Annotated in this window: 9 protein-coding genes; 2 read left to right on the forward strand and 7 right to left on the reverse strand. The window is 73.6% G+C overall.

Features of this window, described 5'->3' with window-relative positions; translation table 11 throughout:
• From VF746_31665 to VF746_31675, 3 genes are all read right to left on the reverse strand, one after another.
• A partial coding sequence (locus VF746_31665; protein HEX8697019.1) for a hypothetical protein occupies window positions 1-2162 on the reverse strand: 2162 nt, incomplete at its 3' end.
• Window positions 2163-2745: 583 nt separating this feature from the next.
• Window positions 2746-3105 (reverse strand): SDR family NAD(P)-dependent oxidoreductase, encoded by a 360-nt coding sequence (locus tag VF746_31670; GenBank protein ID HEX8697020.1) that lies wholly within the window; start codon window positions 3103-3105, stop codon window positions 2746-2748.
• Complete coding sequence (locus tag VF746_31675) at window positions 3102-3515, reverse strand: SDR family NAD(P)-dependent oxidoreductase (GenBank protein HEX8697021.1); 414 nt, start codon at window positions 3513-3515, stop codon at window positions 3102-3104. The genes VF746_31670 and VF746_31675 overlap by 4 nt, the downstream gene beginning before the upstream one ends.
• 219 nt (window positions 3516-3734) lie before the next feature.
• Between VF746_31675 and VF746_31680 the strand changes: the two genes are divergently transcribed.
• A complete protein-coding gene (locus tag VF746_31680) occupies window positions 3735-4520 on the forward strand; it encodes a hypothetical protein (protein HEX8697022.1) in 786 nt (261 codons plus the stop codon).
• Between the two features lie 286 nt (window positions 4521-4806).
• Here the strand turns inward: VF746_31680 and VF746_31685 are convergent, their stop codons facing one another.
• Together VF746_31685 and VF746_31690 are read right to left on the reverse strand one after the other, a co-directional pair.
• Window positions 4807-6156, reverse strand: a complete 1350-nt coding sequence (locus VF746_31685; protein ID HEX8697023.1) for a RagB/SusD family nutrient uptake outer membrane protein — start codon at window positions 6154-6156, stop codon at window positions 4807-4809.
• 14 nt (window positions 6157-6170) lie between these two features.
• Window positions 6171-9323 carry a TonB-dependent receptor gene (locus tag VF746_31690; GenBank protein ID HEX8697024.1) on the reverse strand — a complete coding sequence of 1051 codons (3153 nt, stop codon included), beginning with the start codon at window positions 9321-9323 and terminating at the stop codon, window positions 6171-6173.
• A 419-nt stretch (window positions 9324-9742) separates the two neighbouring features.
• On the opposite strand from VF746_31690, the gene VF746_31695 reads away from it, so the two are divergent.
• Window positions 9743-12343, forward strand: coding sequence for a M14 family zinc carboxypeptidase (locus VF746_31695; GenBank protein HEX8697025.1), 2601 nt, complete (start codon window positions 9743-9745; stop codon window positions 12341-12343).
• A gap of 101 nt (window positions 12344-12444) precedes the next feature.
• Here the strand turns inward: VF746_31695 and VF746_31700 are convergent, their stop codons facing one another.
• Both VF746_31700 and VF746_31705 read right to left on the reverse strand, forming a co-directional pair.
• Window positions 12445-13338, reverse strand: coding sequence for a cyanophycinase (locus VF746_31700; GenBank protein ID HEX8697026.1), 894 nt, complete (start codon window positions 13336-13338; stop codon window positions 12445-12447).
• A 40-nt stretch (window positions 13339-13378) separates the two neighbouring features.
• Complete coding sequence (locus VF746_31705) at window positions 13379-14686, reverse strand: amidohydrolase (GenBank protein HEX8697027.1); 1308 nt, start codon at window positions 14684-14686, stop codon at window positions 13379-13381.
• Window positions 14687-14894: the final 208 nt, after the last annotated feature.

Raw genomic sequence — 14894 nt, forward strand, 5'->3', positions numbered from 1 at the left:
CGGAGCGCGCGGGCCAGGTCCACCCGCACCACGCCCTGCAGGAAGCTCACCCCCGCCCCCGCCGACCACAGCGGACGCCCGGACGACCACTCCCCGCGGTCCCCCGCCCAGCCGGCGTCGGAGAAGAGGGCCAGCCGCACCGGGCCCGCGCCCGTGGCCACCTCCGCCCGGCCGCGCCAGAACGCCGTGCCCACCGCCGTGCTGGCGTCGTAGCCGCGCAGGGACGCGGAGCCTCCCAGCCGCCACAGCCCCTGCGCCGGCACGTCGCCGAACGACGTGCCCGCCGCGCCCTCCAGCGCCCCCTCCAGCGGGCCGGGGAGCGGCACCCCCGCGCGCAGCGTGAGCGCCGGCCGCGCGAACCGGAAGGTGCCCGCCTGCCCTTCCGCGTACGCCTCCACCGCCCAGTGCGTCCCCAGCAGCCGCAGGTCGGCCACCGGCCGCCAGGTGAAGGCCGCCCCCGCCTGGTCCGCCCGGTCCGCCGCGAAGTTGGGGCGGAAGTCGAAGTCGCCCACCAGGCCGCGCAGGGAGGCGTCGGTCACCTCCGTCACCGCCTTCTGGTGCTCGGCGAAGAGGCGCCACTCCAGCCACGGCCGCTCCGAGCGCGGCGGCGCCCCCAGCAGCTCCACCCCCAGCGCGCGGAAGTAGTCGCCGTTGTCGCGCCCCCAGAGCAGCGCCGCCAGCGAGTTCCCCGGCCCGAACGGCCGCGCCGCCGGGTCCGCCGCCGCCAGGCGCCGGTACGCGGCCAGCCGCAGCCTCCGCTCGGGCGACTCGCGCCGCACGCCCACCTCCACGTCCAGCTCCGGGCCCGCCGTGGCCACCCGCACCGCCGCGTCGGCCGAGAGCGCGCCGAAGTCCGCCGTCCAGCGCGTCCCCACCGAGAGCGCCTCCACCCGGTTGTAGCGCAGCAGCACCGGCGCGCGCGTGACGCTGGGCCGGGTGAAGATCCACGGCACCGACGCCACCTTCCCCAGCTCGTCCGCGATCTCCTCCGCCTCCTTCCCCGACAGCAGCGGCGCGTCGGGGGTGAGCGGGGGCGGCAGCTCCGGGCTGGTGGCGAGCGCCGCCGAGTCGGGGATCTCCACCTCCACCACCCGGCAGCCGCCGTGGGTGCACTGGCACTCCGCCGACTCCCCCCGGCAGGCGGCCGGGGTGTCGATCGCCGCGGGCTCCGGCTCCGGCGCGGCCGCGGCGCGGGCCAGGGCGCCGGGGGTGGCGGTGGTGTCGCCCTCCACGCGGTACTGCTCCCACGTGCGCTCGAAGCGCGCGGGCACGCTCGCCCACCCCTCGGCCGTGATGGTGGCGTCCACGGCGGCGAGCGTGGGCATCCACCAGCGCCCCTGCACCAGCGCGTACTCGGTGGTGATGTAGCGCACGTCCACGCGCACGTCCGGCAGCAGCGCCGTGCGCGAGCGACGGCGGCGCCGCCCGCTCTCTTCCCCCACGCGCGCGCCCACGTTCACCTCGCGGCGCCCCGCGCTGTCGCGCCGCGTCTCGGCGCGGAGCCGCTCCCGCAGCGAGTGCGAGAGCCTGAGCAGCGTGCGGACGACGCCGTAGCTGCGGTCCTCCAGCCAGATGGAGCCGCTCACCAGCGGCGCGTCCAGGTGCCGGGGCTCCACGCGCAGCTCGTACACGCGCACCGTCTCGCCGCCGGAGAGGCGCACCGAGAGCGTGTCGCCCGTGGTGAAGCGGTAGTCGCGCTCGCTCCCCTCGGCCAGCGGGTGGCGGATCCACGAGGTGCCCAGCAGGCTCACCCGCATGCGGTCGTCGGCGGGGTCGAACGCCAGGTCTTCCGCGTCGTCCGCCGCGTCTTCGTCGTCGTCGTCATCCACCGAGCGGGTGCGGGCGCCCAGCACCCGCACCCGCACCGGGCCCTCGCGGCGCCAGTCGATGCGCGCCGCCAGCTCGCTGCCGAAGAGCTGCCGCTCGCGCCGCAGCATGCGCAGCCCCGCCGAAGTGCGCTGCTTTGCGAGCGCCTGGTACGCGCGCACGCTGCGGTCGGTGTAGCGCCGGTACTCGCGCGCGCGCCGCACCAGCTCGCGGGCGGTGGCGTCGCGGTAGGCGCTGTTGATGGTCTGTTCGCTGGGAGGGCGCCGGTCGGGGACGGTGTCGGCGGAGGGGCGTCCCTGCAGGACCAGGAGGGACGCCGCGAGGGTGAGGAGCATCGGAGGCTCTTTCGAGAGGGGGGGAACGGCCGGAAGCGTGGATCGTCCGCGCCCGGACGGCCGGGTCCCGAACGGAGGAACCGCGCCAGCGCCGAGGCCCGCCGCCGAATCACCGGAAGTCGGTGCCGATGCCTCGCTTGCGCCGTCGCGCCCGATTCTCAGGTGGATTGGGAGATCCGGCGCGTGTCGCTCGCGCAGGACGAGGACGCGTGTCAATCCGCCACGGCACGCCCGCTCTACGCAGGAGAGCCCCCGTGGTTTCTCAGGAGGATGCTACGAGCGGGTGTCGTTCGAGCGGGTAAACGACGAGCGATCGAGGAGAGATTTCGTGACGCTGCCGCGCCCAGCCCACCTGGCGAGGTGAGAAGATTCTTCGGCCCCGCGGTCGTTCGTGCGATAGGCCGGTTCCGTGTGGCCGGGCCTCGGAACGACAGCAGATGGCCTGGTCGATTGTCGGTCGGGAGAAGGCGTGAACCTGCGTCGCGCCCGTCGCGCGAAGCGCCGAAGTCCCTCCCCTGAAGTCCGGGGGAGGGACAGGCGCGCCAGGCGCCGGGGCGGGGTCCGGCGGCGCGCGGATCGTCGTCTACTTCTCCCGATGCACCAGCGTGGCGCTCGCCTGGTCGGTGGGCTTCATGATGATCTCGTCGATGTTGACGTGCGGGGGGCGGGTGGCCACCCAGAGCACCGCGTCGGCGATGTCGTCGGCGGACAGCGGCGTCATCCCGGCGTAGACCCGCTTCGCCCGGTCCTCGTCGCCCTTGAAGCGCACCGTGCTGAACCCGGTCTCCACCATCCCCGGGTCCACCGTGCTCACGCGCACGCCCGTGCCCAGCACGTCCATCCGCAGGCCCTGCGTGAGCGCGGCCACCGCGTGCTTGGTGGCGCAGTAGACGGCGCCGCCGGGATAGACCTCGTGCCCGGCCACCGAGCCCAGGTTGATCACGTGCCCCGCCCGCGCGCCACCATCCCCGGCACCACCGCGCGGGTGACGTAGAGCAGCCCCTTCACGTTGGTGTCGACCATCTCGTCCCAGTCGGCGGGGGTGCCCTCGTGCAGCTTGTCGAGCCCGCGTCCCAGGCCGGCGTTGTTCACCAGCACGTCGACCGCCGCCCACTCCGCCGGCAGCCCGCCGATCGCCTGCTCCACGGCGGACCGGTCGCGCACGTCCAGTTCGACCAGCCAGCAGTCGGCGCCGTGCTCGCCGCGCAGCTCCGCCGCCAGCTCGTCCAGCCGCTCCCGGCGCCGGGCGGCCAGCACCAGCCGCGCCCCCTCGCGGGCGAACGCGCGCGCGCACGCGGCCCCGATCCCCGCGCTGGCGCCGGTCACCAGCACCGTCTCGAATCCCTTCGGCATCTCCCCTCGTCTCCTCCGCGGTCCGTTCCTGCTCCGAGGACCGGGAAAGTACCGCCCGCCCGCGGCCGTCGCGAGGCCGCGGGCCTCCCGCTTCGGCACGCGCCGCCGCCGTTCGCACCGGCTCCCGTCGCTCCGTCCCGCCGCGGTTAGAAGACCGGGCGGGCCGCCGTTCATCTTGGACGTGAGCGACACCATCAACCGCGACGACGGAGGGGGACGATGAGCGCTGCCTGGTCGGGACGCAGATCGGTTCGGCTGGCGACGGGCCTCGCGTGCGCGGCGCTGCTGGCGTGCGGCGGGGGAGGGGGGACGGAGATCGAGGAGCCGCCGGAGGGGGTGAAGCGCGTGCTGTTCATCGGCAACAGCCTGACCTACACCAACAACCTGCCGGGGATGGTGCAGGCGCTGGCCGCGGCGGCCGGCGAGGCGCTGTACGTGGAGACGGTGGCGGGCGCCAACTACAGCCTGGAAGACCACTGGAGCGTGGGGAGCGCGCGGCGCGCGGTCGAGCGCGGCGGGTGGGACGTGGTGGTGCTCCAGCAGGGCCCCTCCGCGGCCCCGGAGAGCCGCGAGCTGCTGATCGAGTACACGCGCCGCTTCGCCGGGAAGGCGCGCGAGGTGGGCGCCGAGACCGCGCTGTACATGGTGTGGCCCTCCACGCAGCGCTTCGGCGACTTCGACCGCGTGAGCGAGTCGTACCGGCTGGCGGCGGAAGACGTGGGCGGCCTCCTCTTCCCCGCGGGCGAGGCGTGGCGCGCGGCGTGGCGGAGCGACCCGGGCCTGCCGCTGTACTCGTCCGACGGCTTCCACCCCTCCGCCGCGGGGACGTACGCCGCCGCGCTGGTGATCTACGGAAAGCTCTACGGCCGCTCGCCCGTGGGCCTGCCCGCGCAGCTCCGTCTCCGCTCGGGCTCCACGGTCACCATCGCCCCGGCCGCCGCCGGGCTCCTCCAGCGCGCCGCGGACGAGGCGAACGCGGCCTTCGGCGCCGCGCCGGCGGGCTGAGCGCAACACGGCCTGATTTTCAGCCTCACACGGAGGAAACGGAGTTAACAGAGTCAACAGAGACCCCATGTAGTCTCCGTTGACTCCGTTGACTCCGTGTGAGACAAATCAGTAGAACGTCCTCACGCAGAGTGAGCGGAGTCAGCAGAGAACCCCTTGTTGACTCTGCTGACTCTGCTGACTCTGCGTGAGAAAAATCTTTTGCCGGCCTTTACGTGGGAAAGAGACGGCCCCGCCGGGAAAGATCCCGGCGGGGCCGCGGTTCACCTGCCGACAGGGCCCGGGCTCAGTAGCCGGGGTTCTGGTCGAGGCTGGGGTTCACGTCGCGCTCGCCCTGCGGGATCGGGAAGAGGAGCCGGAACTCCGGGATCCCCAGGAACGCCGCCGCCGCGGTGGGCCCCAGGATGCGGCGCAGGTCGAAGAGGCGGTGCCCCTCCAGCGCGAACTCCAGGCGCCGCTCCAGCAGGATGGCGTTCAGGAGCGCCGTCTGCGTGGTGATGGTCGCGGCCAGCGGCGCCAGCCCGGCGCGCGCCCGCACCACGTCGACGTCGGCGCGCACCACCGCCGGGTCGGCCCCCAGCCGGGCGTTGGCCTCGGCCCGGATCAGGTACATCTCCGCCAGGCGCAGCACGATCACGTTGTCGTCGCTGGTGGAGATGCGGTGGTACTTCAACCCGTAGCGGCGGCCCCGGCTGTCGAGGCCGATGGTGGCGCTCAGCCGCTGGGTGTCGCCCGCGTTCTGGTACGCGGTGCGCAGGTTGGAGCTGGGCGCGAAGCCGCGGCGTCCGCCCAGCGAGCTGGGGAAGAACCAGAACGCCAGGTCGTTGGTGTCGGTGATGGTGTACTGCACCGAGAAGATCGACTCCGGCGTGTTCTCCACCGCCCACAGGTTCCCGAACGGCGAGGTCAGGCTGTAGCGGCCGCTCGAGATCACCGCCGTGGCCATGTCGCGCGCCAGGGCGTGCTTCCCCTCGTCCAGGTACACCCGCGCCAGCAGCGCCCGGGCGGCGCCCTGGGTGGCCCCGAAGTTGGTCGAGGTGGCGGGAAGGAGGGTGACGGCCTCCTGCAGGTCGGCCTCGATCTGGGCGTACACCTGGGCCTCGGTGGAGCGCGCCTTGTTGGTGTTCGCCAGGTCGCCCACGTTCCAGTTGGGCTGGGTGATCAGCGGCACCCCGCCGAACCAGCGCACCAGGTTGTGGTAGTTCAGCGCGCGCAGGAAGAGCGCCTCGCCGCGGAAGCGCGCCGCCTGGGCCGCGGAGAGCTCGGGCACGCCGGGGATCGAGGCCAGCACGTTGTTGGCCCGGTTGATCCCCTCGTAGCTGTCGCCCCACATCCCCTGCACCGACGAGTTGGTGGTCTGCACGGCGCGCAGGTCCACCTCGGCGTCGGTGTCGAAGGTGCCGGTGAAGTCCAGGTTGTCGGTGTACAGGTCCGGGTACACCACCTGCTGCCGGTCGTAGGTGCCGGTCTGCTGCAGGGCGTCGTAGGCGCCCCGCACCCCGGCCTCGATCTCCGACACCGTGTTGAGCGCCTCCTCGAAGGGGATGGAGGCGTTGGGGTCCACCTGCAGCGGCTCGTCGCAGGCGGCGAGCGCGGCGGCCGCGAGCAGGGCGGCCGCGATGTTCGTCAGTCTCATCTTGGTCTCCCGTTTCACAGGCCCAGGTTGATCCCGAACGTGATGGTGCGGGCCTGCGGCAGGGTGTAGAAGTCGTAGCCGCGCGTCACGTTGGTGTCGCCCGCGTAGTTGACCTCGGGGTCGAACCCGCTGTAGTCGGTCCAGGTCAGCAGGTTCTGCCCCTGGACGTACACGCGGACGCTCCTCGCCCCGAAGAGGCGCCGCCCGGCGCGCTCGGGGACGTTGTAGCCCAGCACGGCGTTCTTCACGCGCACGAACGAGCCGTCCTCCACGAAGCGGCTGGAGGGGCGCCGGTTCACGTTCTCGTCGAACCAGCTGGCCCGGGGCTCGGTGGCGCTGGGGTTGTCGGGGGTCCAGCGCTCGAGCGCCCGGCCCGAGGGGTTGTCGAAGAAGAAGCCGTACGCGTCGGTGAACTCGCGGTTGCCGTTGTAGATGTCGTTGCCCTGCACGAACTGCACGAACACCGTGAGGTCCAGCCCCCGGAAGCCGAGCGTGTTGGTCAGGCCGCCCTGGACGTCGGGCCAGGGGTTGCCGATCACGTCGCGGTCGGCGGCGTCGATGATCCCGTTGCCGTCCAGGTCGGCGAAGCGGATGTCGCCGGGGACGGTGAAGTCGCTCTGGTAGCCGACGCCCGTGCCCTTGCAGCTCTCGCCGGTGGCGTCGGTGCAGATGAAGTCGCCCTCCTGGAAGATCCCGTCCATCACGTGGGCGTAGAACACCCCCAGCGGCTCGCCCTCGCGGATCAGGATCCCGCCCAGGTCGATGTCCTGCCCGCCGTACAGCTCCAGCACCTCGTTGCGGTTGATGGAGACGTTGCCTTCCATCGTCCACTCGAAGCCGCCCCGGGCCGCCGGGCGCATGAGCTGGGCGCGGGCCGAGAGCTCGAAGCCGGTGTTGCGCATGGCCCCGATGTTCTCGGTGATCTGCGCGAAGCCGGTGCTGAGCGGCACGGGCCGGTCCAGCAGCAGGTCGGTGGTGCGCTTCTGGTACCAGTCGAACGAGAGCCCCAGGCGGTCGTCGAAGAGGCCGACGTCGGCGCCCAGGTCGAGCTGCGTGGTCTTCTCCCAGGAGAGGTCGGGGTTGGGGAGCTGCGTGGGCGCGATGCCGCCCAGGTCGGCGTAGTTGAAGCCGGCGGTGAACAGCCCCAGCGACGAGAAGTTGCCGATCCCCTGCTGGTTGCCGGTGAGCCCGTAGCTGGCGCGCAGCGCCAGGTTGCTGAGCATCCCCCGCCCCCCCGACCCGGGCTCCAGCACGCGGAAGAGCACCGAGGCCGAGGGGAAGAGCCCCCAGCGGTTGTTCGCGCCGAAGCGGCTGGACCCGTCGGCGCGCAGGTTCAGCGTGGTCACCACCCGGTCGTTCCACTCGTGCGTGGCCCGGCCGAAGAAACTCATCAGGTTGGCCTCGGTGACCGTCTGGTCGCCCGCGATGATGAGCGCCGCCGAGTTCAGCTGCCTGAGCTCGGTGCTGGGGAACTGCACCCCCTCCACCTCGTTGAAGTCCAGGTCGTCGGCCTCGTAGCTGGTGCCCACCACTCCCGAGAGCGAGTGGCTCCCCAGCTCGCGGGCCCAGTTCAGGGTGCCTTCGGCCAGGATCTTGTTGGCGTACGAGTTGCTCGCCACCCCGTGCCCGCCCGAGCCCGTCCAGGGGCCGATGATCGGCGAGTCGTACTGGCGCGAGCGCAGGTTGTAGTGGTCGAGCCCGAACGACGCCCGGGCGTCGAGCCCCTCCGCCAGGTTGAAGCGGGCGAACACGTTGCCCAGGATGTGCACCGCGCGCTCCTCGGCGCGGTTCTCGTTCATGAGCGCCACCGGGTTGTCGTAGCCGGCCCACTCGCTGGCCGCGTAGTCGCCGCTCTCGGTGCGCACCGGGGTGAGCGGGTCCATGGCGATGGCGTTGGCGAAGGGGCCGTAGATGGTGTTGTCGCCGCGGGCGCGGTCGGTGACGGCGCGGGTGAGCGCCACGCTGGTGCCCAGCGTCAGCCGGTCGGTGGCGGTGTAGTCCAGGTTCACCCGCCCGTTCAGGCGGTCGTACCCGTAGGCGGCCACGATCCCGTCCTGCTTCAGGTAGGTGCCGCTCACGAAGTAGCGGGTGCGCTCGGTGCCGCCGGCCACCGAGCCGAAGAGGTTCCCCAGCGGCGCCGTCTGCAGCACCTCGCGGATCCAGTCGGTGTCGATCGACGGGTCCACCTCGACGATGTCGCACGGCTGCGCGTCGGGCTCGTCGTCGCAGCTGGGCACCGCGTCGCCGGTGAAGCCCAGGAAGTTCTGCGTGGGGTCGACGTCCTGGTGGTAGGCGTCGTTGAAGACGTCGGCGTACTGCTGGCGGTTGAGGAACCGGGGGATCTGCCAGGCGCGCTGGGTGCCGTAGTAGGCGTTCAGCTGGATGGCGGGGCGGGTGGCGGCGCGGCCGCGCTTGGTGGTGATCAGCACCACCCCGTTGGAGGCGCGCGAGCCGTAGATGGCCGCGGCCGAGGCGTCCTTGAGGATCTCGATCGACTCGACCTCGTTGGGGTTGAGGTCGGCCAGCGCGTCGATGTCCTGCCCGCCGAAGGTGCCGTTGATCCCCGAGAAGTTCCCCTGGATCAGCGGCACGCCGTCGATCACGTAGAGCGGCTGGTTGGAGGCGTCGATCGAGGAGGCGCCGCGCACGCGCACCGTCATGGCCGCGCCGGGCACCCCCGAGTTCTGCACCACCTGCACCCCGGCGGCCCGGCCCTGCAGCACGTTCTCGATCTGCGGGGTCACCACGTCCTGGATCGTCTCGGTGCGGATCGAGGAGACGGCGCCGGTGACGTTGCGGCGCTCGGTCTCGCCGTAGCCGATGGCCACGATCTCCTGCAGCCCGAGCGCGTCCACGCCCAGCGCGAAGTTCACCTCGGCGGTGGCGCCCGCCGCCACCGCCACCTGCCGGGTGGCCGTCTGGTAGCCCAGCCGCGAGGCCCGGAGCGTCCGCGCCCCCGCCGGGACGCTCAGGGAGTAGCGGCCTTCCGCGTCGGTGGCCGCGCTCAGGCTGGTCCCCGGCACGCTCACCACCACGCTGGGCAGCGGCCGCTCGGTCCCCTGCTCCACCACGCGCCCGCGGACCGTGCCGCGGTCCTGCGCCAGCGCCGCCGCCGGCAGCGCCGCCAGGGCCAGCACCGCCGCGAGCAGCCAACGAAGTCGTCTCATGCGTCCTCCTCCTGGGTTGTTCGTCTGGTCCTGCACCGACAGGACGGACCGCTTCCGCGCCGCACCCGCCGGCTTCCGCGGCGGGGTCCTGCACCTCCCTGGTTCGGGGAATGGTCGACTGGGACGAAGGGCCGGGGGACCCCCCCTCGCGCGCGGGCGCGAGGGGGGCCGATCGACGGCAACGGGGAGGGGCGGCGCGCCCGCCCCTCGCTCCGAAGGGAAATCGTTTCGAGAAGGACCAGTCCTGACACGGCGGTTAATCGGATGCTAATCTCCCCCACCCCCCGCCGCAAGGAACATCTGATAACGTGGTTCTCCCCTCCCCCCGGCCCGACGTCATCGTGGCTTGAAGCCGCCGGTGGGCGGCCTTATGTTCGCCGGACCCCGTCTTCCGCCTGTCCCCGCCGCCCCTGCTTCCCATGCGACACGTCCGGCCGGCCTGCCTCCTGGTCCTCCTCGCGGGCGCCGCCCCCGCCGCCGCCCAGCACGGCCTGGCCCCGGGCGGCGGGTACGACCCGGCCGTGCCGGCGCCGGCCACGGTGCTGGGGCACGAGGTGGGGGAGCGCTTCACCCCGCACCACCTGCTGATGCGCTACCTGGAGCGGCTGGCCCAGGCGAGCCCGCGGGTGCGGCTGGACACCGTGGCCCGCTCGTTCGAGGGGCGCGAGGTGGTGATGGCGGTGGTGACGTCCGAGGCCAACCAGGCGCGGCTGGAGGAGATCCGCGGGGCGGCCGCCCGGCTGGCCGACCCCCGCGGGGCCGCGGGGGCCGAGCTGGAGGGCGCCCTGCGGATCCCCACGATCGCCTGGCTGGGCTACACGGTGCACGGGCCCGAGGCCTCGGGGGTCGAGGCGGCGATCGCGCTCCTCTACCAGCTGGCGGCCGGGCGCGACCCGGCGACGCGCATGGTCCTGGACAGCGTGGTGGTGCTGGTGGACCCGCTGCAGAACCCCGACGGGCACGAGCGCCACGTGCAGGACGTGATGCGCCTGCGCACGGCGCTGGGGGTGCCCGTGCAGCCCGAGGCCATGATCCACCAGGGGACGTGGCCGGGGCCGCGCACCAGCCACTACTACTTCGACCTGAACCGCGACTGGTACGCCCAGTCGCACCCCGAGACGCGCGGGCGGGTGGCGGCCATGCGGCGCTGGTGGCCGCACCTGGCGGTGGACCTGCACGAGATGGGCTACAACTCGACGTACTTCTTCCCCCCGGCCATGGAGCCGATCAACCGCATCGTGGACCCGGGGCTCCTGCGCTGGTGGGACGTCTTCGCGGCGGCCAACATCGCCGCCTTCGAGGCCGAGGGGTGGCCGTTCTTCCGGCGCGAGGGATACGACGAGTTCTACCCCGGCTACGGCAGCTCCTGGCCGCTCTACACCGGGGCGGTGGGGATGACGTACGAGCAGGCCTCCAGCCGCGGCGGCGCCATCCGCCGCTCCGACGGCACGGTGCTGACGCTGCGCGACGCCGCGCGCCACCACTACGCCGCCTCCTGGGCCACGCTGCGGGCGCTCGCCGCCCGCCGCGCCGGGCGCGTGCGCGACTACCTGGCGTACCGGCGCGCCGCGGCGTCCGGCGCGGCGCTCGGGGCTTTGCGCGCGGTGGCGTTCGAGCGCGACGCCCAGGGCCGCGCCGACTCGCTGGCGAGCCTGCTGGCCGCCAACGGGATCGAGGTGGGGCGGCTGGAGGCAGGCGCGACGGCCACGGCCGCCGAGTACGGGTCCTCCGCGACGCGCCGGACCAGCCTCCCGGCGGGCGCCTACGTGGTGGACCTGGCGCAGCCGCAGGGGCGGCTGGCGCGGGCGCTCCTGGAGCCCGACGCCCCGCTGGACTCGGCGTTCGTGGCCGAGGAGCTCGAGCGGCGCGAGGCCGGCCAGCCGGAGCGCTTCTACGACATGACCGCCTGGTCGCTCCCCTACGCCTTCCGGGTGCGGGCCTGGGCGCTGGCCGCGCCGCCGGGGCCCGTGCGGCCGGCCGCCCCGCCCCCGGCGCCGGCCGCGCCGCCGCGGGCCCGCTACGGCTACGCCTTCGCCCCCGGGAGCGAGGCCTCGCTGCGCCTGCTGGCGGCCCTGCTCGCCGACAGCGTCAGGGTGTGGTACGCGCCCCGGCCGTTCAGCGGCGGCGGAGCCAGCTTCCCGCACGGCGCCTTCGTGGTGCCGGCGGCGGCCAACGGCGACGGCGTGCACGAAGCGCTCGCCCGCCACGCGGCCGCGGCCGGCGCCGAGGTGGCCGCCCTGGCCTCGGCCGCCGCCGAGGCGGGGACCGACCTGGGGAGCAACAGCGTGTTCCCCCTGCGCAGCCCGCGGGTGGCGCTCCTGGGCGGCCGGCCGGTGTCGGGCCAGTCGTTCGGCTACGCCTGGTACGCGTTCGACCAGCGGCTCCGCTACCCCGTCACCGCGCTCGACGCCGACGCGGCGGCCGGCGCGGCGCTGGACGACTTCGACGTGCTGGTGGTCCCCTCCGTGTCCGCCCGCGCGCTGGAGCGGGCGCTGGGCGAGGGCGGGCGGGAGCGCGTGGCGGCGTGGGTGCGGCGGGGCGGCACCCTCGTCACGCTGGACGCGGCGACCGACTGGCTGGCCTCGGAGCGGCTGGGCCTCTCGCGCCTGCGCGCCCGCCGCGACAGCGTGCGCGAGGGCGGCGCCCCCGGGGCCCCGCTCCCCGCCGAGGTGCCGGGCGCGATCGTGCGAGTGGTGGCCGACACGCTCTCGCCGCTGCTGGCGGGGGTGGGCCAGGCGGAGCTCCCGGCGCTGGTGTTCTCGGACCGGATCTACCGGGCCCCGCGCGACGTGCGCCCCGGCGAGGCGGTGCTCCGCTACGCGGCGGCGCCCCGGCTGCGGCTGGCGGGCTACCTGTGGCCCGAGGTCCCCGCCCGGCTGGCGGAGACCCCCTACCTGTGGACCGAGGCGGTGGGCGAGGGGCGGGTGATCGGCTTCGCGGGCGACCCCAACTTCCGCGACCTGTGGCGGGGGTTGCTGCCGCTGTTCGCGAACGCGGTGTTCCTGGGGCCCAGCATGTAAGTACGAAAGTACGAAAGTACGAAAGTACGGGAGTACGGGAGTACGGGAGTACGGGAGTACGGGACCGCAGTCGTACTTTCGTACCTCGTACTTTCGTACTTTCAGGGCAGTTCTGCGCGGCCGCTGCGGGGGTCGTAGGTGCTGCCGGCGGGAAGGAGGTGCACGCGGAGACCGGCGGCGCCCAGGATGGGGGCGCGGGGATCGGTGATCTGCGCGGAGCGGGCGTCGACCACCAGGACGGCGCTCGCTCCCAGCACGCTCCAGCGGCCGTCCGGGCGCACCAGGAGCGCCGTGGACTCGTCGATCCCCACTCCCAGGAATGAGGGGCGCTCCAGCACCACGCTCAGCAGGCGGTTCTGGCGCTCGCGGCGGAGGAAGTGCTGGTCGACGATGGCGCGGGGGAGGAGGCCGAAGCCCGCGACCACCTCGATCGAATGTCGGGCCACGCGGGGGTACTCGTCGCCGTGGTAGCCCACGGTGTCCTCGCCCGCCTTCCACTGGTTGCCGGTGAGCATCGAGTCGCTCATCACCGCCGCCCCCGCCGACGTCCCGCCGATCACCGCCCCCTCGCGGTAGCGGCGCCGGATGGCGTCCAGCACGGCGGTCCCCTCCAGCACGGCCGTCAGGCGGCTCTGGTCGCCCCCGGAGAACCAGATCCCGGTGGCGCCCTCCAGCAGGCGCGCCGCCGAGTCGGTCTGCGCCTGGGCGCGCGTCAGCAGGAGCGGGAACGCGTCGGCGCCCAGCCGCCGCAGGTCCTCCGCCTTCTCCCGCCCCGCCTCCTCGGCCTGGGCGCTGGCCATCGGCACCACCGCGATGCGCGCCCGCCCGGGGCCGCCCGCCAGCTCCACGAAGCGCGCGACCAGCTCGGGCGGCTGCGTGCCGCCGCCCACGATCAGGAGGTGGCCAGCCGCCGCCGGCGACGGGGCGGTCGCGGGAGCCGCCCCGCCGCACGCGGCCGCCGCGAGCAGCAGAAAGACCGCCAGCCGGCGCGGCACGCGGCGCAATTCGCACTCAGGACTTCGCACTTCGCACTTCCTAGCGATCGGCCACCGCACCGCCGCTCAGGTAGTCGAGGAGGAGCGTGCTCATCACCCGCAGGCCGATGGGGATCGAGGCGTCGTCGGCCATGAAGGTGGGGGTGTGGTGGTCGCCGCTCTTCGTCCCCGGCTTCACCGTGCCCAGGCGGTAGAAGAAGCCCGGGACGGTGTTGGCGAAGAAGGCGAAGTCCTCGGCGCCGGTGGTCGGCGGCACGTCCACCACGTTCGCCCCTCCCATCAGCCGCTCCATGGTGGGGCGCATGCGGTCGGAGAGCCCGCGGTGGTTGACGGTCACCGGCGTGGTGCGCTGGTAGTCGATCTCGTACGAGCCGCCGCCCGCCTTCGTGACCCCGTCCAGGATCTCGCGGATGCGCCGCTCCACCTCGTCCTGCACGCGCGGGTCGAAGGTGCGCACGGTGCCGTGCAGCTCCACCTGGTCGGGGATGATGTTGAAGCGCTCGCCGCCGCGGATCATGCCGACGGTCAGCACGCTGGGCTCGAAGGGCGAGAGGTTGCGCGAGCGGATGGTCTGCAGCGCCAGCACCGCCTGCGAGGCCATCACCACCGGGTCGACGGCCAGGTGCGGCGACGCCCCGTGCGCCTGCCGCCCCTTGATGCGCACGATGAAGCGGTCCGACGCCGCCATGGCCGGCCCGGGCGTGTACCCCACCTTCCCCACCTCCATCTGCGCGAAGGTGTGCAGGCCGAACACGGCGCTGGGCCGCAGCCGGCTGAAGACGCCCTCCTTGAGCATGAGCGCGGCGCCGCCCTCCTCGCCCGGGGGCGCCCCCTCCTCGGCGGGCTGGAACACGAACATCACGGTGCCCGGCACCCGGTCGCGCATCCCGGCCAGGATGGTGGCCACGCCCATCTGCACGGCGGTGTGGACGTCGTGGCCGCAGGCGTGGCTCACGTCCACCTGCTTCCCCAGGTACTCGCCCTTGACGGTGGAGCGGAACGGGTACGGCGTCTCCTCCTTCACCGGGAGCGCGTCCATGTCGGCGCGCACGGCGACGACGGGGCCGGGGCGCCCGCCGCGCAGCACGCCGACCACGCCGGTGTGGGCGACCCCCGTCTGCACCTCCAGCCCCAGCGAGCGCAGGTGGGCGGCCACCAGCTCGGCCGTCTTGAACTCGCGGTTGGAGAGCTCGGGGTTCTGGTGGATCTGGTGGCGGACCTCGGTGACCTGCGGCGCGATGCGCTCGGCGGCGGCGGCCACCGCGGCGTCGAACTGCTGCGCCGCGAGCGAAACGGGCGCGAGCGCCGCCGCGCCCACGACGAGCGCGCGAAGGGCGGAGGACTTCATCCGGGAAACTCCGGGTGGGGTGAGGGGGATTGGATGCTGCGTTGTAGATAGCGGCGGAAGGGGAGCGCCGTCAACGGGGAGGTCGGACCGGGTAATCCGTAGGGTCGAGGCATGCCTCGACCGGCGGATGCAGGTTCGTGCGCGGCAGGCGGCCTCTTGCGCCGATGCCACCTGTGCTCGGACTCGCATGCTCGCCCCTGCGGAACAC

Source organism: Longimicrobium sp., assembly GCA_036389795.1.
Lineage (GTDB): Bacteria > Gemmatimonadota > Gemmatimonadetes > Longimicrobiales > Longimicrobiaceae > Longimicrobium.

What these genes read in the sequence shown, in the direction of transcription:
- VF746_31675 (HEX8697021.1), bottom strand. Translation starts at nt 3,515, where the DNA reads ATGCCGAAGGGATTCGAGACGGTGCTGGTGACCGGCGCCAGCGCGGGG.
- VF746_31680 (HEX8697022.1), top strand. Translation starts at nt 3,735, where the DNA reads ATGAGCGCTGCCTGGTCGGGACGCAGATCGGTTCGGCTGGCGACGGGC.
- VF746_31685 (HEX8697023.1), bottom strand. Translation starts at nt 6,156, where the DNA reads ATGAGACTGACGAACATCGCGGCCGCCCTGCTCGCGGCCGCCGCGCTC.
- VF746_31690 (HEX8697024.1), bottom strand. Translation starts at nt 9,323, where the DNA reads ATGAGACGACTTCGTTGGCTGCTCGCGGCGGTGCTGGCCCTGGCGGCG.
- VF746_31695 (HEX8697025.1), top strand. Translation starts at nt 9,743, where the DNA reads ATGCGACACGTCCGGCCGGCCTGCCTCCTGGTCCTCCTCGCGGGCGCC.
- VF746_31705 (HEX8697027.1), bottom strand. Translation starts at nt 14,686, where the DNA reads ATGAAGTCCTCCGCCCTTCGCGCGCTCGTCGTGGGCGCGGCGGCGCTC.